This is a genomic window from Sorangium sp. So ce406 (genome assembly GCF_051474675.1).
GTDB lineage: Bacteria > Myxococcota_A > Polyangia > Polyangiales > Polyangiaceae > Sorangium > Sorangium cellulosum_G.
The window spans coordinates 208,044-230,760 of sequence record NZ_CP150340.1; the positions used below are offsets into that span (position 1 = coordinate 208,044).

The window sequence follows — 22,717 nt, forward strand, 5'->3', positions numbered from 1 at the left end:
CCGGGGCAGGCGTTTTGTTCACGTTCGCCGGCTGTTCCTCGCGCGGCGCCGGCGAAGGCGCGTGCTGGCGAGCGCCCCGAGGGCGAACAGCCAGGCCGGCTCGCCCTGGTTGCGCGGCGTCATGCTGCATCCGCCGCCCCCTCCTGCGCTGGGGAGCGGGAGATCGCCGCCGCCGCTGCTCTGTGCGCTGGTCGCGCCGGCGCTGTTGCTCGAGGTGGCATCGTTGCCAGCGCCGGTCGCGCTGGATGTGGCGTCGCCCGTGGCGCCGGCATCACCGCCGTGGCCGCCTGTGGCATCACCGCCGTGGCCGTCTGTGGCATCACCGCCGTGGCCGCCTGTGGCAACGCCGCCGTGGCCGCCTGTGCCAGCGCCGCCCGTGCCGCCTTCGCCGTCAGCGCCCCCGCCGCCGCTCGCACTTGCGTTGCCGCCGCTGCCCGCGTTGCCGCCGCTGCCCGCGTCGCCGCCGCTGCCGGCGTCACCGCCGCTGCTCGCGTCACCGCCGCTGCTCGCGTTGCCGCCTCCGCCGCCGCTCGCGTCTCCGCCATGGCCGCCCGTCGCCATGCCGCCCGCACCGCCGCCGCCGCTCGCACCGCCGCCGTCGTCGCCCCCTCCGTCTCCGCCCGTGCCGCCGCCAACGCTGCCGCTGCTTCCGCCGGCGCCGCCTTCTCCGCTCCCACCTCCTCCGTCTCCGCCGCTTCCGCCGCCCCCCGGCACGCACGCGCCCGTCTGGCAACTCCCGCGCGACGCGGGCTGCGCCGGCTCGTACAGCCACGCATTGTCGATCGTCTGATACACATTCGCCATACCGATGCGGCCGCCGGCGATCAGGACACGGCCGTCGTGGAGCCGCGCCGCCGCGTGACGGCCGATCATGACGTCCAGCGCCGGCGCGAGCGCCCATGTGCCGCTACCCGGATCATAGAGCTCGGCGGCCAATGCTCCGTCGTCGGAGCCGAACGCCTCGCCCGTCACCAGGACCCTGCCGTCCTCGAGGAGCGCCGCACCAGGGGACCTTCGCGCCGCGGCCATGTCCCCCGTCGAGCTCCACGTGCCCGTCGCAGGATCGTAGATCTCGGCTGCCTTGACGCTCTCGTCGTTCGAGCTCCCGACGACGAACACCCGGCCGTCCGCGAGCAGCGTCGCCGTGTGGTCCCTGCGAGCCCAGCCCATCGAGCCGACGGGCGTCCACGTGTCGGTCGCCGGATCGTACACCTCCGCGCTCGTCAGGGGGGAGGACCGATCGACTCCGCCCGCCACGAGGACCGAGCCGTCCTGCAGCAGCGTCGCCGTGTGGTTCCGTCGCGGAGCGTTCATGGGCGCTGCCGCGGTCCACGCGTCGGCGACCGGATCGTAGATCTCGGCGCTGTTCCCGCCATCGCTGGAGCTTCCGTCGGCGCCGGCGACGAGCACCCGGCCGTCCGCGAGCCGCGTGGCGGTGTGCCTCGAGCGCGGCGCGGTCGTGGGCGCGGCCGGCGTCCACACGCCCGTCGCCGGATCGAACCGCTTCGTCGACGAGAACCCCGTCGCACGAGAGCCCGCGCCGATCCCCAGGACCGTCCCGTCCTGGAGCAACGTGTGTGTGTGCGCCTCCGACGGGTCGCCGATCGCCGCGGCGGGCTGCCATGCGCCCGTGCTCGGATCATAGCGAACCCAGAACGCCTCGCTCTTGCTCGGATTGTCGAGCACGCCGCGGCCGATCACGAGGACCGTGCCGTCCAGGAGTACGGTGGTGTGCGGAGCGTAGTTGTCGAGGGACCTGCCTATCCGCCCCGTCGCGCGCCACCCCTCTTCGGTGCCCGGGAAGTCGCAAGGCGCGCCGTCAGGCTTCGCGGGCCCGGGCGCCGCGCAGCCGGCGGCGGGGTCGCACGCCGGCGCCTCGTGGCACGCATCCGCCGGCAAGCACACGGCGATGCTCGAACCCACGCAGGCGCCCGCCTCGCAGACGCTCGCCGTCGAGCACACGTCGCCGGCGCTGCACGGCGTCCCGTCCGGCGCCGCCTCGCCGCCGACGCACGCGCCCGCCTCGCAGACGCCCCCGGCGATGCACGCATCCGCGTCGTCGCAGGCGCCGCCGTCGAGCGGCGTACAGACGCCGTCCTGCGACGCTCCGGCGGCGGCCGCGCACGCGTCGCAAGGGCCGGCGCAGGCTGAATCGCAGCAGACCGAATCCGCGCAGAAGCCGCTCCCGCAATCGCTGTCCGCCGCGCAGCCCACGCCGCGTGGCGAACGCTCGTGGAAGAGCACGGCGGAGGCCGTCGCGGTCTTGCCATCGACGTACCCCCCCGCGATCAGCACGCTGCCGTCCCGGAGCGGCGTCACGGAATGGTACGCGCGCGCCATGGTGACCGGCGGCTCCAGATCGAGGGGCGAAAAGGAGCGGGTCGCCTCGTCGAAGAGCGCGATGGTCGCATGAAAGGGAGCGACTTGTCCCGTCCTGTCCCTGTGCCAACAGGGCTGCACGCCTCCGGTCAACAGCGCCTTTCCGCTCGGGAGCAGCGATGTGCGCATGCCGCTGATGTGCGACTCGCTCGTCGGCGAGCACGGCGACGAGGCCGGCGCATACGGCCCGGACGTGGGCTCCCAGCGCCCTTCTTCGGGCAGGTAGACCTGCGCGAAGGCGCGGACCTCCGGGTCCGGGCCGGCGTGCGTGCCTCCCACGACCAGCACACTGCCACCCGGCAGCGTCGTGGCGACAGGATACCTGTACAGGTCCGTCGAGAGCACGGCCCCGTGCTCCCAGGTCCAGAGCCGGGCCTCCGGGTCATAGAGGCTGCAGCCGGGTCCGACCGTCATCGCGCGGCCGTCGTGCAGCAGCGTCGCGCTCACGGGAAAGAGCCTGGGCCCGTTGTCGCAGGTGGGCAGGGCCGTCCAGGTGCGCGTGTCCGGGTCGTAATCGGCCGCGTTGAGCATGTCGAGCACCAGGGCCGCGTTCCAGGCCAGGCCGATCAGCAGCGGTCTGCCGCCTACCAGCATCATCGAGGGTTCGGGGTGGGGCAGCGGCAACGGCCCCGCAGCCGTCCAGGTGTTGCTCGCCGGGTCGTAGGTCTCCGCCGAGGACAGCTCTGACCCGGGGTACTGCTTGTTGATCTGCCTGCCGCCTGCCACGAGGACGTGGCCGTTCGGCAGGAGGATGGCCGCGTGTCCGGCGCGCCGCCGACCGAGCGGCGCCGCGGGCGACCAGGTCCTTGTCGCCGGGTCGTAGATCTCGACCTGCTGGAGGCTCAGCGCCTCGGTGTCCGTGTACGGAAACGCGTCCAGCTCCGGATACCCACCGGCGACGAGCACCCGGCCGTCCTGGAGCACCGTGGCCGTGTGCTCGCCGCGCGGGGTGATCATCGGCGGCAAGCTCTCCCAGGACGGCGCGCCGGCCGCCCAGGCGGCGCCCGCGCGCAGCATGATGAGCCCGCAGAAGACGGCGGTCCCGAGCCTCCCCATCGAACGTTTCATCCTCCTTGCCTCCGCCGCGGTGTGTTGCCCGCGATCGGGTGGACATTCACCTCGGCGGCCTTGCGGCAAACTCCCGGCGAGGACCGCTGCGGGCCGCCCGCACCGCGCGAGCCGCCCCGCTCGCAGCGCGGCGGCGAAGACGCTGCGCGCGGCCGCGCAGCCCGGTGTAGCGTCGACATCATGCCTCCCCGCCGGCTCCGCCTCGCCCTCGTCCTCGCCGCGCTCGCCGGCGCCGGCCTCGCCGGGTGCTCGCGGTGGCCCTCCGAGCGCCCCTCCGCGCCGCGCCAGGACGTCGCCGGGGCAGGGGACGCCGCGCAGCGGCCCTCCGGCCCGTTCCGCCCGCCCCCCGCCTCCAGCGCGGCCGCGGGCGCACCCGCGGCCGGCGCGGCGCCGCAGGAGCCCGCGCCTCCGGCGCAGCCCCTGCTGCGGATCACGGACCGCGCGGCGCTCGCCGCGCTCGAGGCCGCGGGGCTCGACTTCGGCTCGGTGCTCACGGGGGCGCCGCGCGCGCCAGCCTCCCTCGCCGCGCTGTCGCGCACCGCGGAGCTCGCCTCGGTGGCCCGCGTGCTCTCGGAGGATCTGCGGCAGGTCCAGCGCGCCGATCCGAGGAGCGGGACCAGCGTCGCCCGCCACGCCCACCGCCTCTTCGACGAGCGCTGGCTCTCCGCGGAGAGCGCGCGCTTCGAGCTCATCGGCGTCATGAACCGCATGGACAGGCGTCCGTTCCACGCCTCCGGCTGCGGCGAGACCCGCCTCGTGTACCGGCTCGCCTACGCCGCGAAGTCCCCGGCCGGCGCGCGCTCGCGCTTGCCGATGACCGCGGCGTTCGAGCTGCTCGCGCCCGCGCCCGCAGATGACGCGCGCTCGTGCCGCCGGCTCGCCGAGGCCTGGTCGCGCGCCGGCGCGCTCTCCGGGCCGGATCTCGCCCGCTCTCTCACCTCGCCCGAGGGCCCGCTCGCCCGCCCCGCCGTCGACCGCGCAAACCTCTCGCGGCTCGTGGTGAACCTGCAGAGCGTCCGCTGGCCGTCCACCGTGCGCCCGGACCTCGGCGGCCACGCCGAGTACGTGCTCCGCGCCTTCCGCTGGGACGGCCGCGCGGGGCGCTACGCGCCGCTCGCCCTCGAGAACACCCCCGACGTCGCCCGCCTCTCGCGCGACCCGAGGCAGCGCGAGCGGCTGCGCGCATGGCTGTCAGCCCCCGAGAACCTCGCGCGCCTCGACCGCGGGACGGCGCTCCTGCCCGACGAGTTCCTCGCCACGAAGGCGCTGTCGGCGACGCCGCACGGGCTCGCGCGCCGGGTCAACCGGCCTTTCCGCGTCCTGTTCGAGCCCCGCGACTTCGGCGGCGTCGACTTCGGCGGGCTCTCGCGCGTCCGCTCGCCGGAGGGGCTGATCAGGCGGCTCGACCAGATGACCTGCCCCGGGTGCCACCAGAGCGGGTCCGTGGCCGGCTTCCACCTGCTCGGCGAGGAGGACCCTGCCCGGGCCCACGACGCGCTCCACACCTTCGAGTCCGCGCACCTGACAGGCGATCTCCCGCGCCGGCGGGCGGTGGTCGAGGCGATCGCGCGCGGCGCCGCGCCGGACGACGAGGTGCCGTATCCCGAGCGGGGCGACGGCGCGCGGGGCGGGTACGGCGCTCGCTGCGGGCTCGGCGATCCGAGCTTCGCGGGCTGGACCTGCGCCGAAGGGCTCGTGTGCTCCGCGTACGACGCGCCGCAGGAGGACCGGACCTCGGTCGGCGTCTGCTTGCCGGCGGCGCCGGAGATCGGCGATCCCTGCCAGGTGGGCGCCGTCGTCCCGCACGCCGATCCGCACCGCGATCGCGCTGCGGCGGCGCGGGCGGGGGCGTGCCCGCCGGCCGCGGTGTGCAACACGAGCCCTGTCGGGTTCCCGGGCGGCATGTGCACCGGGAGCTGCGGCGCGCTCCCGGAGGAGGGCGTCTGCGGCGCCATCGCCGTGCTCGACCCGTTCAACCGCTGCCTCGCCCGCGGGACGCTGTTCACCGAGTGCCTGAGCCGCCACGTGGCGCCCGCCGGCCTGCGCCGCTGCTCGACCGAGGATCCCTGTCGCGAGGACTACGTGTGCGCCAGGACGAGCTCGGGCGAGGGCGCCTGCATCCCGCCGTATTTCCTGTTCCAGCTCCGGGTCGACGGCCACGCGGTGCCGTGATTGGCCACGTCAGGTCACGAGCGCGACCGGCGAGTCAGGAAGACCAGGGCGAGCGCCGCTGCCGAGAGCAGCGATGCTGCCGACAGCAGAGGACCTGTGCGGGCGCGCGTCCGGCGGATCACAGGAGGCCGGAGAGCGGGCCGGAATCGCGCTTGCGGTTCCCGATGCTGTTGGTCTCGAGGCCCATGAGATGGGCGATCGAGACCAGGAGCTTGGCGTGGTCCTCCCCGTCGTGATCGAGGTAGCGTCCTGTCTTCAGGGCGCCGCGCGCGCCTCCCGCCATCACGAAAGGGACGCGCTCCATGCGGTGCGCCGTGCTGCCGAGCTCCCTGCCCACCACGACGAGCGTGTTGTCGAGCAGCGTGCCGTCGCCCTCGCTCACGGCGTCGAGCCTCCCGAGCAGGTACGCGATCTGCTCCGAGTACCAGGCGTCGATCTCCTGGAGCTCCCGGCGTCGGTCCTGCCCGTCGTGGGACATGGTGTGGTGATCGCTGGTGTGTCCGAGCCACGAGTGCAGGATATGGCTGAAGGCGTAGCTGAGCTGGAGGCTCATGACGCGCGTGATGTCGCAGGAGAACGCGGCCACCGCGATGTCCATCATGCTCTTGACCTCCGCCGGATACTCCGAGCCGCGGCCGCGGGTCTCCGCCGGCTCCTCCGGGACCGTGCAGCTCAGCGCCGGGTCGGCGGGCCCCGCCGTCTGGTTCAGCCTGCGCTCCATGGCCAGGAGTCCCTCGAGGTGCGCGTCGAGCTTGTGGTAGTCCTCCTTGCCCACCCGCCTGCGGATCCTGGTGAGGTCGTTCTTGAGCAGGTCGACGATCGCCTTGCGCTCCGTCCGCTCCCGCTCCGCCCCCTCATCGCTCGCGGGCGCCTCGCCCGTCGACGTCACCCCGGCGAACAGCCGATTGAACGCGGCCCTGGGGTTCGTCTCGGGGTGAATCGGAGAGTTCTCTCCGGCGTAGATCATGCGGTTCAGGCTGTTCGGACTCTGGCACTGCACACCGAGCTCGACGGTGCGGTACGGCGTCTCCTGCATCGGGTCGTCCGGAGCGCGCTCGTACGGCAGGCCGCTGCCGTGGGCGCCGGCGATGATCTGGTCGATGGACGCGCCGCTCCCCCAGCCCGTGCGGTTTCCGTTGCCGCCGTCGAAGTTCGCGCCGGAGGACGGACCGTTCAGCGTCGATGCCGTCCAGAGCCCCGCCATGCCGAAGGCGTGGGCCTCGCCGGCCCCGCCGGCCGTCATCTTGAGCCCCCACGGGATCACCAGCTTCGACTTCCAGGGTTCGAGCGGCGCGTGAATGGCGTGCAGCGAGAAGCTGCGCTCCGACCCCTGCGGCCTCCAGTCGATCACGTTGTTCCAGTCCCGCGCCGGCGCGCCGTCGGGCTCGAAGATGAGCAGGAGGCGCCTGGGGCGCACGTTCTCCTGCCCGGAGGCGTTCATCAGCGGAAGCAGCGATCCCATCGCCGCCGCCCCGGCGCCGAGGCCGAGGGCCTGCAGCATGCGGCGGCGTGACGTTCCGATGTGCATTCGACGGTTCATGACGGTCACTCCTCGCTGGCGGTGAGCCGCACGTGGCGGAAGGCGTCGCTCAGCGCCACCTGAGACAACAGGGTCCGGATGTTCCCACCCGACGCCTTGAACTCCTCGTGGATGGTCTGGATCGAGCAAGCGTCGTCCGTGCTCTCGATCCGGCCCAGGGCGAAGCGAAACCACTGATTCGCGACGCAGTCGGCCACCTCCGAGCTCCCCGCGAGCTTCTTCGCGAGCTCCACGCCGCCGTAGTACGGGCCGGCGAGGTCCTCGCGTGCGCTCGTGATCTCGCCCGCCGCGTTCACCTCGCCGAGGCCGTCGGTAGCGCGGTACTTGCCGATGGCGTCGTAATGCTCGAAGCCGAGGCCGATCGGATCGATGAACTGGTGGCAGCCCGCGCAGCCGGGGTCGGCCACGTGCTGGGCGAAGCGCTCGCGCGTGGAGGTCACGTCGTCCACCGGCGGGGGGACGTTGTTGACGTTCGCCGGCGGGGGACTGAGCGGCTGGCACATGAGATTCTCACGGACGACGATGCCGCGGTGGATGGGGGAGGTCTGGTTGTGGTGAGACCAGCGCGCGAGGAACGCCGCCTGCGTCAGGATCCCGGCGCGGCGGCCCGGATCGAGCGACACCTTGTCTCCCGGCGTGAACCCGTCCGGCGGCTCGATATCGTACACGTCGAACAGGGGGCCCTCCGGGAACGTGTAGTCCGCGCTGAGCAGCGTGCGGAGCAGGCCATCGCCCCGCCGCACGACGTGATCCGTGAAGCGGGCGCTCTCGTTCAGCATGGCGTTCGCCATCTCCTCGTTGAACGCCGGGAACAGCTCGTGGTCCTTCTGCGCGCTGGGCAGCTCCGAGAGCCCGAGCCACTGGCGGTGGAACAGCGCGATCGTGGCGCCCGCCCTCGGGTCCTGCAGCATGCGGTCGACCTGCCCCTCGAGCACGTCGCGCTCGAGCAGGCTGCTGTCGGTGGCGAGATCGACCAGCTCGTCGTCGGGTATCGAGTTCCACAGGAAGAACGAGAGCCGCGAGGCGAGGCCGTGGCCATCCATCGGCTCGGGGGCCGCAGAGGGGAGGCCGGACTCGCCGACATCGGCGTGGTACAGGAACGACGGCGACTGCAGCAGTCCCTCGATCACCAGGCGAAAGCCGCGCGCCGGCCCGCCCGACCGTCGGCCGAGCTCGTACAGCGAGACGAGCCCCTGGATCTCGTCCCCTTCCAGCGGGCGGCGGTACGCGCGCTGCCCGAGCCGCTCGACGAGCTCGGTCGCGCACGAGGTACCATCGTCGTCCGCGAGGCTGCACGGCGCGATCTGGTCCATGCGCCCCTCGGCCTCCGAGGCCACCTGTGCCGCGAGCTCCGCGGCCTGCTGGACGAGGAGATCCGTGATCGGAGCGATGGCGTTGCTGTGAAACGGCCCCATGCGCTCGTCCGGCGCGAGCGCGTCGGCGGGGCGCCCCTCGACGCCGAGCAGATCGCGAAGGGCGTTGTTCAGCTGTTCGCGCGTGAGGCGGCGGAGCCTGGTCAGGCCCACGTGAAGAGCACCGTTATCCGCCTCACAGGCGGCGGCGATCACGGACGGGTCGTTCGAGAGCGGCGGGACCTCGGAGTCCTGGCCGCCGCCGCCGTCCCCGCCACCAAGCTGTCCCATACATCCAGGAAGCAGCATTGCGACCCACAGGCTCGCGATTCCGACCCATGGCTTCTGTCTCGGTCGGCTCACTCCCAAGTTCATGTCGACTCCTTGTGCGGCACAAGACATTGACGCCAAGCGCAAAGGCCACGCTGTCCTCCATCACGACGTGTGGGCGGAAGCGACGGCGGGATGGCTGCGGTTCGCCGCGCGGTCGTTGCAAACAGAAGTCTAAATGAACCGGTTCAGTTAATCAACGAAATGTGAGCGACATAATGTCGATATAAATCCAGGAACGGCACAAATGTGGCTGTAAATAGGCGGGAAGCGTTAGGTAGACCGGTTTAGTTAGTAAGGGTTGATTAGTAAAAGTGGTTTAGTATCAGGCCGTGATAGAAATGCAGAGGCAGCACACTCGAGGCCCCGAGGCGCTCGGGCGCACGCGCGACGACGAGGAGGACCGCCGTCCAGAAGCTCGGCCCGCCGGGGCCGGACTGCTGCCCGCCGGGCCGGACTGCTGGCGGGCGGAGCTAGCCGGCCGCTCCGGGGCGCGCCACGAAGCCGGTCTTGTCGCCCGCGCGGAAGCCGCACGCCTCGTAGAAGCGGTGCACCTCGGGCCGCTGCGAGCCCGTCAGCAGCATGGCCTTGTAACACCCCGCCTCCCAGGCCTCCGCCAGCGCATGGCGCACGACGCGCGCCCCGAACCCCCTCCGCCGGTGCTCGCGGTGGGTCACGACGTTCTCGACCAGCGCATACGGCCGGCCCCCGCGCGTGAGGTTCGGGACGACGACGAGCGTGCAGCTGGCCACGAGGGCCGCTCCGCCCTCCAGCACGAAGAGGCGAAGCCCAGGCTGCGCGAGCATGCGCGCCCAGAGCGCCGACAGCTCGGGCTCGGGAGGGAACGGCGCGTCCGCGGGGTGGAGGTCGCGATAGAGCTCCAGGATCCCTACGAGGTCTTCGGCCCGCGCTTCGCGGAGGATCCCGTCCGCCATCACGGCGCCCGCCTGCTCATCACCTCTCTGTCGCACCTGTCGCCCGATACCACCGGGCCGCGGACGACAGAAGCGCCGCCCGTGGGCCGCAAAACAAAGTCCTTGCTTGTGTCTATCCGTTATAGTAGACGTTCATCCTATAAAACGGATGCGCCCGGGAATGCCCGGTGTGCTCGTCTTCATCGTTCTGTCGTTCTCTCGGACCCGTCACCGCCTGTAGCGCGCGCCGCCGGAAGCGCGTCGTCACCGCCGTCCGCTTCCGGGATGGGACGCCGCCGCCTGAGCTCATGGGCCGAGCTTTCATCGGTGCTCGACCGCGAACGCGGCGGCCGGGCGGACGCGAAGGTCCACGCAACCACGGAGTTCTACGCCATGACCATCGATTCTCACGACATCGATCGCCGGAGCGCTGCATCGACCCCTGGCGTCCAGGAGCCCGCGAGCCCCGAGGCTGCCTCGAAGCGACCGGGGGCCGACAAGGCGACAGGCCGGCGCGCCTTTCTGGGCGTGGCGGGCTCGCTCGCGGCGGGAGGCCTCGTCGCCGGCAGCCCCGGCGTCGCGAGCGCGGCGCGGGGCCCGAGCGCCGAGGATCTGCTCAGCGGCCTCGAGTCGCTGCGCCGCGACCCGCGCGCCTCGCCGCTCGACCACGAGCTCCGCCTGCGCGCCCTGCGGGTGCGCGTGGAGGCGGCGGTCGACAACTTCGAGGCGCCCATCGCGCCGCACCCGGACAACGGCGACGAGGAGCGCTATCGGAACAAGATCGGGACCGACACGCGCGGCCTGCCGCACGACGACCGCGGCGAGGTCGACCTCGCCGCCTACCGCATCGCCTCGAGGGCCCACGCCTCGCGCGAATGGGACGATTTCGAGGCCATCCCGCTCGGCGGGACGCGCAAGCTGGTCAATCCGGTCGGCACGCTCGCCGTCAGCCTGATCGGCACCACCCCGCCCCAGATCGGCGTGCCCCCGGCGCCCGCGCTGGCGAGCGCCCAGAAGGCCGCCGAGGCGGTCGAGGTCTACTGGAAGGCGCTGCTGCGGGACATCCCGTTCGAGAGCTACGCGGACAGCAGCGATGTCGCGGACGCGATCGACGACATCGACCGCCTCTCGGGCTACACGGGCCCGCGCGCCGGCGGCCGCGTGACGCTGGAGACGCTGTTCCGCGGCAGCGTCACCTACGCCGACACCCGGGACCGCTCGGGCAAGACGGCCAGACACGTGGTCCCTCCCGGCGTGCTCGACGGCCCTTACATCTCGCAGTTCCTCCTGCGAGACATCCCGTATGGCCCGCAGCTCCTCGGCGGCGCGATCCGCACCGCGCTGCCGGGCAACGATTTCCAGACCGAGTACGACGAGTGGCTCGCCGTGCAGAACGGGCTCGCGCCGACCCGGTCCATCGCGTACGACCCGGTCCGCCGCTACATCTCGACAGGCCGCGATCTGGCGGAGTACGTGCACGGCGGCGGGGCGCTCTTCTGGGGCGCGGCGCTGCTCCTCGGCGCGGCGCGCAGCGCGAACGCGGGCGTTCCGGGGGGCGTCGCGGCCCCGCTGAGCCCCACGAACCCCTACCTCACGTCGGAGACGCAGGCCTCCGCGGCGGCGACCTTCGCGCTCGCGTACCTGCAAGGCCTGCTCCCCTTCGGCACCTCGCGTGCGATCCGCGCGGCCTACTGGCAGAAGTGGTTCGTGCACCGCAGCATCCGCCCCGAGGCGTATGGCGGGCTGGTCCACCACCGCCTCGCGAACGATGCGCGGGAGTACCCGCTGCACCGCGACATCCTGAGCTCACGGGCGGTCGAGCTGACGTTCGACGTGTTCGGCAGCTACCTGCTGCCGCAGGCCTTCCCCGAGGGCGCTCCGCTCCACGGGTCCTATCCGGGCGGGGCGGCCGCCATCGCGGGCGTCAACACGACGCTCCTGAAGGCGTTCTTCGACGAGGACCACGTGATCGAGGACCCGTTCGTCCCCGATCCGGCCGATCCCACCCGGCTGGTCCCCTACAGCGGTCCGCCCCTCACCGTCGGCGGTGAGCTGAACAAGCTGGCGACCAACTACGCCTTCGGACGCAACTGGGCGGGCATCCACTGGCGCACCGACGCCGCGGCGTCGCTGGCGCTCGGCGAGGAGGTCGCGATCAGCCTGCTCCGGGACGAGCGCCGGACCTTCCGCGAGCCGTTCGAGGGATTCACGTTTACCCGGTTCGACGGCACGCGCGTCACGGTGTGAATCGACCTTTCCCGGTGTCGAGCACCGGGGAGCCTCACGGCAGCTCGGGTTGTCCCGGCTGAACGATCCCAGCTTTGACCCTGGCCCACTCCGCCCGGCGTTCATCGCGGCCCGCCGACCCGATCTCGCGGACCGACCCATCACACGCCCCGCACCGCACGGCGCGCCGACCACCCGGCGGGCGCTCCGCGACACCGGCCCCGCCGCGCGCCCGCCTCACCACGCGCGCGGCGGGGCCGCGGCCTCGGCAGGTTGCGCGCGAGCCGCCCGGTGCGATACGATGCCCGATGCATCCCAGGTGCGCCCGCGGCCCTCCGCGGCGCCGGACTGCACGGGGGGCGTGCTGGGGTCGCTGGCCAGGAACGTCGTGCTGGCCGTCACGTCAGGATTCGCTCGCGTCGTGGCTTGCTTATGTCGGACTTGAAAACGCGAAAGCGCACTCCGCCGAAGCTGAGAGAGTCCCAGAAAGAGCAGCTCTTACGCTACATCGTCTCGACGTTTCCTTACAGCATCTGGTGGAAGGACCGAGACTGCGTCTACATCGGCACGAACGAGCTGAACGCCCGCGGCGCGGGGCTGAGCCGCCCGGAGGACATCATCGGCCTCACCGACCACGACCTGCCCTGGACGGCGGAGGAGGCGGAGCACTACATCCGCGTCGACAAGGCCGTCATGGCCTCGGGCGAGCCGCTGCTGAACATCGAGGAGACGCAGCGCCAGGCCGACGGCAGCCAGCGGTACCTGCTCACGTGCAAGGTGCCGCTCAAGGACGAGGACGGCGAGGTGTTCGGCATCCTCGGCGCGTGGACCGACATCACCGACCGCAAGCTCACCGAGCTCGCGCTCGAGCGCGCCAAGGACGAGGCGGAGCGCGCCAACCGCGCCAAGAGCGACTTCCTCGCCACGGTGAGCCACGAGCTGCGCACGCCCCTCACCCTCATCCTGTCGCCCCTCGAGCGCCTCCTCGACGCGCAGCACGGCGCGCTGCCGCGCGACGTGCGCGACGAGCTCGAGCTCATCCGCCGCAACACGGCGCGCCTCCTCAACGTCGTGAGCGACCTCCTCCACTTCTCCAAGGCCGAGGCGGCGCGGATGGAGGTCGACTGGGAGCCCGTCGAAGTTAACCGGTTCACCGCGCAGATGCTCGACGACATCCGGCCGAGCGCGACGGCCCGGGGCCGCACCCTCGCCATGACCGGCGATGCGCTCGGCGCCGTCTCGCTGGATCGCTACAAATACGAGCGCATCCTGCTCAACCTCATCAGCAATGCGCTGAAGTTCTCCCACCCGGGGGGGCGCATCGAGGTCGCGCTTCGCGCGCTCGACGACGCCTCGTTCGAGCTGTGCGTGCGCGACGAGGGCATCGGCATCTCCGGGGACGACCTCGGCAAGCTGTTCTCGAAGTTCACCCAGGTCGACGGCTCGGTGAAGCGGCGGTACGAGGGCACGGGGCTCGGGCTCTCGCTGGTCAAGCAGTTCGCGGAGCTCCTGCGCGGCTCGGTCTCGATCGAGAGCGAGCTCGGAGAGGGCACGGCCGTCCGCGTGCGCCTGCCGCGGTCGGCCCCGGGCGCCGCGCGGGAGCACGCGGCGAGCGCGGGAGACCCCGCGGAGCGCCACGCCGGCCCGGACCTGACCAGCGCGCCCAGCACGGCGCAGACGCGGCGCTGGCTCAGCTCGCTGCCCCCCTCGGAGGCGTCGCCCGACGGCCTCGCGGCCCAGCAGATCGAGCCCGACGCCGGCGGCCGGGGCGCCGGGGCGCTGTCGAGCCGCCCGCCCGGGCCGCCGGGCGCCGCGCCGCCCGCGCGCGCGGACAGGCCGCTGCTGCTCCTCGTCGACGACAACCCCGACATGCGGCAGTTCATGCGCTCGCTGCTGTCCCCGGGCTACCGCCTGATGGAGGCGGCGAACGGCCTCGAGGCGCAGCGGCTGATCGAGCGGTCCCCGCCGCACGTCGTCGTGTCGGACGTGATGATGCCGCAGATGTCGGGCATCGAGCTCACCGCCTGGCTGAAGGCCCACCCCGTGCTGCGCCACATCCCGATCGTCCTCGTCACCGCCCGCGCCGACGACGAGGCGGTCGCGTCGGGGCTCGACGGGGGCGCCGACGAGTACCTGGTGAAGCCGTTCTCCCCGAGGGAGCTCCTGGCGCGCGTGCGATCGATGGTGCGGCTCCACGAGTCCTACCGGCAGCTCGGCGCGGAGCAGGCCGAGATCGCGCGCCACTCGGGGATGGCCCAGGTCGCGATGGACGTCCTCCACAGCGCGGGCAACACGCTGAACAGCGCCGGGATCGCGGTCGATCTGGCGCGCGATCGGATCGCGCGGTCGCGGCTCCCGCGCCTGAAGCGGGCGCTCGCCGAGCTCGTGGGGGGCGATGCGGGCGCCGTCGAGCCGGCCGACGCGTCGCGCGGCGAGAGCCTGCGCCGTTACGTCGAGCTGGCGCTCGTCGCCGTGGAGCAGGAGCAGCAGGAGACGGCGGACGACCTCGAGCGCATGCGCGCGCAGCTCGACGTCCTCCGCGACGCCCTCCGCGCGCAGGAGAGGTACGCGTACAGGAACGCGTACCGCACGGAGCGGCTCTCGGTGAACGAGGTCATCCAGGAGTCGCTGCGCGTGCACGGCGCGGCGCTCGCGAACGCGCGCGTCGCCGTCCGGCTCGATCTGCGGCCGATCGACGACATCGTGGCGAACCGCCACGACCTGCTGACGATCCTCTACAACCTGCTCGACAACGCGCGCGCCGCGGTCGACGACGGCCCGCGCGAGCCCTGGATCGCGATCGCGACATGGCAGGACGGGGCAGGGGTGTGCTGCGCCGTGGAGGACAACGGGCCCGGCGTCCCCGAGGCTGCGCGGGTGCAGGTGTTTCAGTACGGGTTCACGACCCGGGAGGGCGCGAGCGGCATCGGCCTGCATTTCTCCGCGAACCGGATGAAGACCTTCGGCGGATCCATCCGGATCGAGGACGGGCGCGAGCGCGGGGCCCGGGTCGTCCTCACGTTCGCGGCAGCGTCGGCGGCGGCCCTCGACGGGGCGGGCCCGGCTGCGGCGGCCCTCGACGGGGCGGGCCCGGCCGCCGCGGCCCTCGACGGGGCAGCCCCCGCCCGCTGAGCGCGCCGCCGCGCGCGGCCCCGCTCAGCGCGCCCGCGCGGCGTGGTCCGCGATCACGCTCGCCACGCAGCAGGTCAGCTTCTTCCCCATGCCGAGGTGCAGGAACTCGTTCGGCCCGTGCGCGTTCGACTGCGGCCCGAGCACGCCGGTGATGAGGAACTGCGCCTCCGGGAACTTCTGCCCCAGCATCGCCATGAACGGGATCGTCCCGCCCTCGCCGATCCCCATCGCCGGCCGGCCGAAGAACGCCTGCGACGCCTTGTTCGCCGCCTCCTGCAGCCACGGCGCCGTCGGGGGCGCGTCCCACCCGGGCGACGGCTCGCTCACGTGGAAGCGGACCTCCGCGCCGTACGGCGGGTCCTTCTCCAGCGCCTCCTTCAGGGCCGCCGCCGCGGCCTTCGGGTCGACGCGCGGCGGGATGCGCATCGACAGCTTCGCCCTCGTGAACGGCCGCAGCACGTTGCCCGCGCTGGCGATGGGCGGGAGGCCCTCGGCGCCGGTCACCGAGAGCGCGGGCCGCCAGGTGCGGTTCAGCAGGAGCTCGGCCACCTCGCCCGTCACCGGGCGCGCGCCCTGCACCCACGGCAGCTCGCTCACGACCGTGTTCCCGAGCACCTCGGCGGCCGCCCGCGCCTGCGCCACGCGCTCCTTCGGGATGTCCACGTGCAGCGCGTCCACGAGGACGCGCCCGGTGCGCTCGTCCTCGATGCGCGACAGGAGCTGCCGCAGGATCCGGAAGCTCGACGGCACCACGCCGCTGCCCACGCCCGAGTGCACGCCCTCGCGCAGGATGCTCACCTCGAGCGTGCCCTGGAGCAGCCCGCGCAGCGACGTCGTGGTCCAGAGCTGGTCGTAGTTGCCGCAGCCGGAGTCGAGGCACACGACGAGGCTCGGCTTGCCGATGCGGGCCTCGAGCGCGTCGATGTAGGCCGGCAGGTCCGGGCTGCCGCTCTCCTCGCAGCCCTCGATGAGCACGACGCAGCGCGCGTGCGGGACCCCTTGCTCGTGCAGCAGGCGCAGGGCGGCGAGCGACGCGAACGCCGAGTAGCCGTCGTCGGCGCCGCCGCGGCCGTACAGCCGATCGCCCTCCCGCACCGGCTCCCACGGGCCGAGCCCCTGGCGCCAGCCCACCATCTCGGGCTGCTTGTCGAGGTGCCCGTAGAGCAGCACCGTGTCGTCGGTCCTGCCCGGCACCTCCATCAGGAGGACCGGCGTGCGGCTCCCGATGCGCACCACCTCGACCTTGAGCCCGGGGATCGGCTGCTCCTTGCACCAGGCCTCGATGAGCGCCGCTGCCTTGTCCATGTGGCCGTTCTCGCGCCAGGCAGGGTCGAAGGCGGGCGACTTGTTGGGGATGCGGATGTACTCGTGCAGCGCGGGGACGATCTCCTTCTCCCAGCAGCGCTCGCAGGACGCGACGGCCTCGTTCTCGTTGAGCTTCGTCAGCATGATCCTCTCCAGGTGTTGAGCACGGCGGTGATCTCCGGGGCCGGACTCTACAGCGCTGGCCCCGCGGGCATACCCCCGAAGGACAGGTTTGACACCGGCTCCGCGCGGGCGGAGGCGCGGGGCGCGACCGGGCGACGGTCGAAGCTTCCGTCGAGGCCGGCAAGGCTGGAAGATCAGACCAGGGACCGCGGCGCTCATCGCCTTCCTCCTGACGGGGCCGCCCCCGCGACGGCGAGCGCGCTGCGCGTCTCGCCGACCGCCCCGCCGCGCCCCCGTGGCGGCCTCATGCGCTGGAAGGGTCGCTCGTTGGTGCTGAAACGAAGCGAGCGCGAGGCCCGTGCCATACGGCCCGCGATGGGCCACGACCGAGCCGGGATCGACGCGCGTTCTGCGGTAAGCTCCGTGGCATGGGTCCAACCGAGCTAGGGGCCGACGTACATTTCCGCATGCTGATCGACGGCGTGAAGGATTACGCCATCTTCATGCTCGACACCGAGGGCCGCGTGATCACGTGGAACGCCGGCGCGGAGCATATCAACGGATATTCCGCGGACGAGGTGATCGGCACGCACTTCTCGCGCTTCTATCCGGCCGAGGCGCTCGCGCGCGAGTGGCCACAGACAGAGCTCGTCGAGGCGCGGCGCCTGGGCCGCTTCGAGGACGAAGGCTGGCGCGTGCGCAAGGACGGCTCGATGTTCTGGGCGAACGTCATCATCACGGCGCTCCGCGACCCGGATGGCGAGCTGCGCGGCTTCTCGAAGATCACGCGCGACCTGACCGAGCGCAAGCGCCAGGAGGAGTCGCTGCGGCAGAGCGAGGAGCGCTTCCGCACGCTGGTCGAGGGCGTGAAGGACTACGCCATCTTCATGCTCGACCCCGACGGCCACGTGGCCACGTGGAACGCCGGCGCGCAGCAGATCAAGGGATATTCCGCGGAAGAGGTGATCGGCACGCACTTCTCGCGCTTCTATCCGGCCGACGCGCGCGAGCGCGGGTGGCCAGCGGCGGTGCTCGCCGCCGCGCGGCGCGACGGCCGCTTCGAGGACGAAGGCTGGCGCGTGCGCAAGGACGGCTCGACGTTCTGGGCGAGCGTCGTCGTCACGGCCATTCGCGGCCCCCGGGGCGAGCTGCGCGGCTTCTCGAAGATCACGCGCGATCTGACCGAGCGCAAGCGCTTCGAGCAGATCGAATCCAACGCGCGTCAGATGGAGGAGTTCGTGGCGATGCTGGCGCACGAGCTGCGCAATCCGCTGGCGTCGATATCCAACGCGACCATCGTCCTCGAGAGCGAGAGCAAGGCCTGCCCCGAGATCGCCTGGGCGGTCGGCGTGATGGAGCGGCAGGTCGGCCTGCTCGTGCGGCTCGTCGACGATCTGCTCGACGTGAGCCGCATCACGCGAGGCAAGATCGCCCTGGAGCGCAAGAGCGTCGACCTCGCCGACATCGTGAAGCGCGCGGTCGAGGCGTCCCGGGCCTGGATCGACGCGCGCGAGCAGGTCCTGGAGGTGCGGCTGCCCGAAGGGCCGCTCTCCGTCGAGGGGGACCTGGCGCGGCTCACGCAGGTGGTCACCAACCTGCTGCACAACGCCGCGAAGTTCACGCCGGTGCGCGGCTCGATCCTGGTCGCGCTCGAGGGGGACGACGCGCGCGCGACGCTCCGCGTCCGCGACAACGGCGTCGGCATCTCGCCGCGGCTGCTGCCGCAGGTGTTCGATCTGTTCACGCAGGGGGATCGCAGCCTCGACCGCGCGGAGGGCGGGCTGGGCATCGGCTTGACGGTCGTGCGCCGGATCATCGAGCTGCACGGCGGGACGGTCCGCGCGCTCAGCGAGGGCCCCGGTCGCGGCAGCGAGCTCGTCGTGCAGCTCCCGCGGGCGGCGCGCCCTGTCGCGCAGGCCGCGCGGGGCGCGCCCGCGGGGCGGATCCCGGAGCGGACCGCGGACAGGCTGCGCGTCCTCGTCGTCGACGACAACCAGGACTCGGCCGAGAGCATGGCCATGCTGCTGCAGCGCATGGGCCACGAGGCGCATGCCGTGTTCGACGGTCCCTCAGCGCTCGAGCTCGCGACGCGGCTAAAGCCGGATCTCGTGCTGCTCGACATCGGCATGCCCGGCATGACAGGCCATGAGGTCGCGCGCGCGCTGCGGGGCATTCCAGGCCTCGCCGGGCTATCGCTGTTCGCGATGACCGGCTACGGCCAGGAGGCAGATCGGCGCTCGACGCAGGAGGCCGGGTTCGACGAGCACCTGGTCAAGCCCATCAGCGTGGAGGTGCTGAGGCGGCACGTGGCCAACATCGCCGCTCGCGCCCGGGCGCAGCGCCGCGAAGGAGGAGCCGTGGACGACCGCGAGCCGACCGCGAACATCGAGATCCGGCGGGCGAGCATCGCCTCTCCCGCCGCCCAGGCGCTGATCGAGGCGCTGAACGCGGAGCTCTCGAGTCGTTATCCGGAGGAGGGCGCCAACCACTTCGCGCTGGAGGAAGGCGAGGTCGCGGAGGACCGCGGGGCGTTCCTCGTGGCGCGCGACGGGGATGGGCGGCCTCTCGGGTGCGGCGCCCTCCGCCGGCTCGACGCAGAGACGGCCGAGATCAAGCGGATGTACGTCCCGCCCGAGGCGCGAGGGCGCGGCGTCGCCCGCGCCGTGCTGGCCGCGCTGGAGGCGGAGGCGCGCCGCCTTGGCGTCACGCGCCTGGTGCTCGAGACAGGCGAGCGCCAGCCGGAGGCGCTGGCGCTGTATACGCGGGCGGGCTTCCGCCGGATCCCTCCGTTCGGCGAGTACGTCGACTCCCCCCTGAGCGTCTGTCTGGAAAAGCTGCTCTGACCTCCGCCTCTTTCACGGCGCCTGCCGCGAGGCGTCGGCGGCGCGCGGCGAGCGGGGGCGGGCGAGCAGCATCAAGAGCCCCGCGCCCGCCAGCGCGCCCAGGGCGTCGGCCAGCAGATCCAGCCATTCCGCCGAGCGGTAGGGCAGCGCGGCCTGCACCAGCTCGAGCAGCCCGCCGGCGCCGGCGCTCATCGCGACCGCCGCCCGGCGCCGCGCCGCGGCCGCCGTCCCGACGAGCGCGAGCTCGATCAGCCATTCGAGCCCCAGGAAGGCCGCGAAATGGGTGATCTTGTCGAGCGGCACCTCCGGCGTCCTCGGCAGGCCGATGTTCGCGCAGCCGAAATAGAAGAGCGCGATCGTGAAGAGCACCGCCGGCGCCCGGCGCGCCCACGTCGGCCATGAAAGGATCGAGAACACCTGGGGCCTGCTGCTCCTCGAGCAGGGGATCTACCTCAGCGCGGTCGACAGGAGAAGGCAATTACCGGCTCGATGTCCGCGCGCGACAGGAGAAGGGCCGGCCGCCGACGCGGCCGAGCGACGACGCTGGCGCTCAGTCGGGCGGCAGCAGGGCGAGCAGCGCTCTGGCAGCGACCTTCTTGTCGAAGACAAGCACGCTCCGGATCAGCTTCGCCTTTCCCGTGAGCTTCTCGCCCAGCGCGTCGCCCGTGATCTCGAGACGGCACGCCAGCAGGCGCTGCGGGTAGCGGGAGAGGAGCGCGTCGCAGTCGCGATAGAAGCGGGTGCTGCCGTCGTTCGCGAGGAAAAGGAGGCGAGACGCGCGGGCGTTCTGCGGGCTCTCCGGGGCCTTGCGGGCCATGGCGTCCAGCCCCTTTTGCTCGCCGGCGAGCCTGTCGGTGATGAGCTCGAGGCCGTGGCAGGCATGCTCGGCCGCGAGCGCGCCGCGGAGCTCGGCGGCCAGCGCCTCGGTCATCGGGAGAGTCGCCACCTGGTTTCTACCGCTCTCCCACAGCAGCCCTGCGTGCTTCGTGAGGAGAGCGGACACCGCGTCATGGCGCGGATCGGCGACGAGATCTTTCGGCAGCTTGAGCACGTGTACCTCTGCGCGCACCCTATCAGAGCCGGCGACGGGTGACGACCGACGCGCCGGCGAGCCCCTCCGAGCCGCCCGCCGGGCGCGTCCTGCGCGCGGCCCGAGGCGGCGCGCGCGCGAGGTGGTTCAGGGGCCGCCCGCGCCGCGCGCTCATGGCAGGCAAGGAGACACGCCGCGGGGGCCGCGGGCGCCGCGCGCGCGGGCGTGGCATGCTCGAGCTTCCGAGGGAGCTCCATGCGACGATTCGCCATCTCCAGCTTGCTGAGTGCGTGCCTGTCGAGCTGTACGGCCGCGCCGCCGTCCACGCCGGGGGAGGGCGACGTCGAGGGGCCGCTGTCCCCCGCGACCTCGTGTCCAAGCCATGAGCTCGCGTTCACCAAGGACACCGGGTGCTTGAACGATGGATCCGTGGAGTTCTGCCTGCCGACGGGCGACGAGGCGCTCCTCGCCCGCGTGCGGGGCATCGCGCCCACGATCCAGGCGGGCTCGTCGAGAGGGCGCGCCAGCTGCGATGTGCCCGCGGAGACGCTGTACTTCTTCCCCACGGGAGACGCCGAGTGCGTCGCGCCCCACGGCGCGCTCGAGGACGCGGCGTGGGACACGCTGTGCCGCATCGCCGCGCTGCCCGAGGTGAGGGCGATCGTGCCGACCTGGTACGAGTGATCGGGGCGCATGGGCAGGCGCGACGGTGGGGAGCTGCCGGGCTCGTCCCCCGAGCGGCGCGGGCGCGCGGATTGAGGTAGAACGACGGCCCACATGACGCTGCAGGACCCCACGCGCCACGAGGTTCGCTGATGAAGGTCGCGTTCGACAACACCTACGCCCGTCTCCCGGACCGCTTTTACGCGCGCGTCTCCCCGGCCAAGGTCCGCGAGCCGCGCGTCGTGAAGGTCAACCGCGCGCTCGCGGAGGTGCTCGGGCTCGACGCGGACGAGCTCGCCTCGGCCGAGGGAGCCCAGGTGCTCGCGGGCAACGCGCTGCCCGAGGGCGCGGAGCCGATCGCGCTCGCGTACGCGGGGCACCAGTTCGGCAGCTTCGTGGGGCAGCTCGGGGACGGCCGTGCGATCCTGCTCGGCGAGGTCGTCGGCAAGGACGGCAAGCGGCGCGACCTCCAGCTCAAGGGCGCAGGGCGGACGCCGTTCTCGCGCGGCGGCGACGGGCGCGCCGCGCTCGGGCCCGTGCTGCGCGAGTACGTCGTGAGCGAGGCGATGGCGGCGCTCGGCGTGCCGACGACGCGCACGCTCGCCGCCGTGACGACGGGCGAGCCGGTCTATCGCGAGGAGGTGCTCCCCGGCGCGGTGCTCACGCGCGTGGCGGCGAGCCACATCCGCGTGGGCACGTTCCAGTTCTTCGCCGCGCGGGGCGACCGGGAGGCGCTGGCCACGCTCGCCTCGTACGCGCTCTCCCGGCACTACCCCGACGCGGCGGGCAGCGGCAACGACGCGCTCGCGCTGCTCGACCGCGTCATCGAGGCGCAGGCGAACCTGGTCGCGCGCTGGCTCGGCGTCGGCTTCATCCACGGCGTGATGAACACCGACAACACGTCGATCGCCGGCGAGACGATCGACTACGGGCCGTGCGCGTTCCTCGACGAGTACAACCCCGAGAAGAAGTTCAGCTCGATCGATCGGGGCGGCCGCTACGCCTTCGGGAACCAGCCGCGCATCGCCCAGTGGAACATGGCGCGGCTCGCCGAGGCGCTGTTGCCGCTGCTGGCCGACGACAAGGAGGAGGCCGTCCGCGTGGCGACCGAGCGCGTGCAGGGCTTCACCGGCCTGTTCATCGCGGCGCACGAGCGCGTCTTGCGCGCCAAGCTGGGCCTCGCGCGCGAGGAGGACGAGGACCTGGCGCTCGCCGCCGATCTGCTGGATCTGCTCGCGTCGAACGGCGTCGACTACACGGTCTTCTTTCGCCGGCTCTGCGCTGCCGCGGCCGACCCGGCCGCCGACGCGCAGGTGGCCTCGCTGTTCGCGGACCCCGGCGCCTTCCGCCCCTGGGCGGAGGCGTGGCGCCAGCGGCTCGCCAGGGAGGACGTCGCGGGCGTCGACGACAGCGCGCGCGCGAGCGCGATGCGGCTCGTCAACCCGGCGTTCATCCCGCGCAATCACCGGATCGAGGCGCTCATCCAGGCGGCCGTCCTCCGTGACGACTTCGAGCCCTTCGAGGCGCTCGTGCGGGTGCTCGAGCGACCGTACGAGGATCAGCCGGAGCTCGCGTATCTGAGCGAGCCCCCGCAGGTGGAAGAGCGCGTGCAGCACACGTTCTGCGGGACGTGACGGCGG

At 72.6% G+C, this 22,717-nt stretch carries 12 protein-coding genes and 2 pseudogenes; 7 read left to right on the forward strand and 7 right to left on the reverse strand.

Annotated elements, in window-relative coordinates:
* Window positions 1-18: 18 nt before the first annotated feature.
* Window positions 19-3,447 carry a Kelch repeat-containing protein gene (locus WME96_RS00790; RefSeq protein ID WP_437288276.1) on the reverse strand — a complete coding sequence of 1,143 codons (3,429 nt, stop codon included), beginning with the start codon at window positions 3,445-3,447 and terminating at the stop codon, window positions 19-21.
* A 180-nt stretch (window positions 3,448-3,627) separates the two neighbouring features.
* Between WME96_RS00790 and WME96_RS00795 the strand changes: the two genes are divergently transcribed.
* Complete coding sequence (locus WME96_RS00795; RefSeq protein ID WP_437288277.1) at window positions 3,628-5,619, forward strand: hypothetical protein; 1,992 nt, start codon at window positions 3,628-3,630, stop codon at window positions 5,617-5,619.
* 118 nt (window positions 5,620-5,737) lie between these two features.
* On the opposite strand, the gene WME96_RS00800 is transcribed toward WME96_RS00795, so the two are convergent.
* The 3 genes from WME96_RS00800 to WME96_RS00810 form a co-directional block, all read right to left on the reverse strand.
* Window positions 5,738-7,159, reverse strand: coding sequence for a DUF1552 domain-containing protein (locus WME96_RS00800; protein ID WP_437288278.1), 1,422 nt, complete (start codon window positions 7,157-7,159; stop codon window positions 5,738-5,740).
* A gap of 5 nt (window positions 7,160-7,164) precedes the next feature.
* Window positions 7,165-8,802, reverse strand: a complete 1,638-nt coding sequence (locus WME96_RS00805; protein WP_437288279.1) for a DUF1592 domain-containing protein — start codon at window positions 8,800-8,802, stop codon at window positions 7,165-7,167.
* 512 nt (window positions 8,803-9,314) lie between these two features.
* Complete coding sequence (locus tag WME96_RS00810; RefSeq protein ID WP_437292434.1) at window positions 9,315-9,776, reverse strand: GNAT family N-acetyltransferase; 462 nt, start codon at window positions 9,774-9,776, stop codon at window positions 9,315-9,317.
* 372 nt (window positions 9,777-10,148) lie between these two features.
* Between WME96_RS00810 and WME96_RS00815 the strand changes: the two genes are divergently transcribed.
* Window positions 10,149-12,002, forward strand: a complete 1,854-nt coding sequence (locus tag WME96_RS00815) for a vanadium-dependent haloperoxidase (protein WP_437288280.1) — start codon at window positions 10,149-10,151, stop codon at window positions 12,000-12,002.
* A gap of 411 nt (window positions 12,003-12,413) precedes the next feature.
* Entirely contained in the window at window positions 12,414-15,113 is a 2,700-nt protein-coding gene (locus WME96_RS00820) for an ATP-binding protein (RefSeq protein WP_437288281.1), read from the forward strand.
* 24 nt (window positions 15,114-15,137) lie between these two features.
* Here the strand turns inward: WME96_RS00820 and WME96_RS00825 are convergent, their stop codons facing one another.
* Window positions 15,138-16,562, reverse strand: coding sequence for a M20 family metallopeptidase (locus WME96_RS00825; protein ID WP_437288282.1), 1,425 nt, complete (start codon window positions 16,560-16,562; stop codon window positions 15,138-15,140).
* Between the two features lie 407 nt (window positions 16,563-16,969).
* Here WME96_RS00825 and WME96_RS00830 point away from each other — a divergent pair.
* Window positions 16,970-18,838, forward strand: a pseudogene (locus tag WME96_RS00830) (hybrid sensor histidine kinase/response regulator); the annotation flags it as partial.
* A 147-nt stretch (window positions 18,839-18,985) separates the two neighbouring features.
* Window positions 18,986-19,384 (forward strand): annotated as a pseudogene (locus tag WME96_RS00835) (GNAT family N-acetyltransferase); the annotation flags it as partial.
* A 12-nt stretch (window positions 19,385-19,396) separates the two neighbouring features.
* Here WME96_RS00835 and WME96_RS00840 read toward each other — a convergent pair.
* Window positions 19,397-19,801, reverse strand: coding sequence for a VanZ family protein (locus WME96_RS00840; protein WP_437288283.1), 405 nt, complete (start codon window positions 19,799-19,801; stop codon window positions 19,397-19,399).
* Between the two features lie 133 nt (window positions 19,802-19,934).
* Window positions 19,935-20,435 carry a hypothetical protein gene (locus WME96_RS00845; RefSeq protein WP_437288284.1) on the reverse strand — a complete coding sequence of 167 codons (501 nt, stop codon included), beginning with the start codon at window positions 20,433-20,435 and terminating at the stop codon, window positions 19,935-19,937.
* Window positions 20,436-20,669: 234 nt separating this feature from the next.
* Here WME96_RS00845 and WME96_RS00850 point away from each other — a divergent pair, with 234 nt between their 5' ends.
* On the forward strand, window positions 20,670-21,098 hold the full coding sequence (locus WME96_RS00850; protein WP_437288285.1) for a hypothetical protein: 429 nt from the start codon (window positions 20,670-20,672) through the stop codon (window positions 21,096-21,098).
* Between the two features lie 131 nt (window positions 21,099-21,229).
* The gene (locus tag WME96_RS00855; RefSeq protein WP_437288286.1) at window positions 21,230-22,711 is read left to right on the forward strand and encodes a protein adenylyltransferase SelO; all 1,482 of its coding nucleotides are present in this window, start codon (window positions 21,230-21,232) and stop codon (window positions 22,709-22,711) included.
* Window positions 22,712-22,717: the final 6 nt, after the last annotated feature.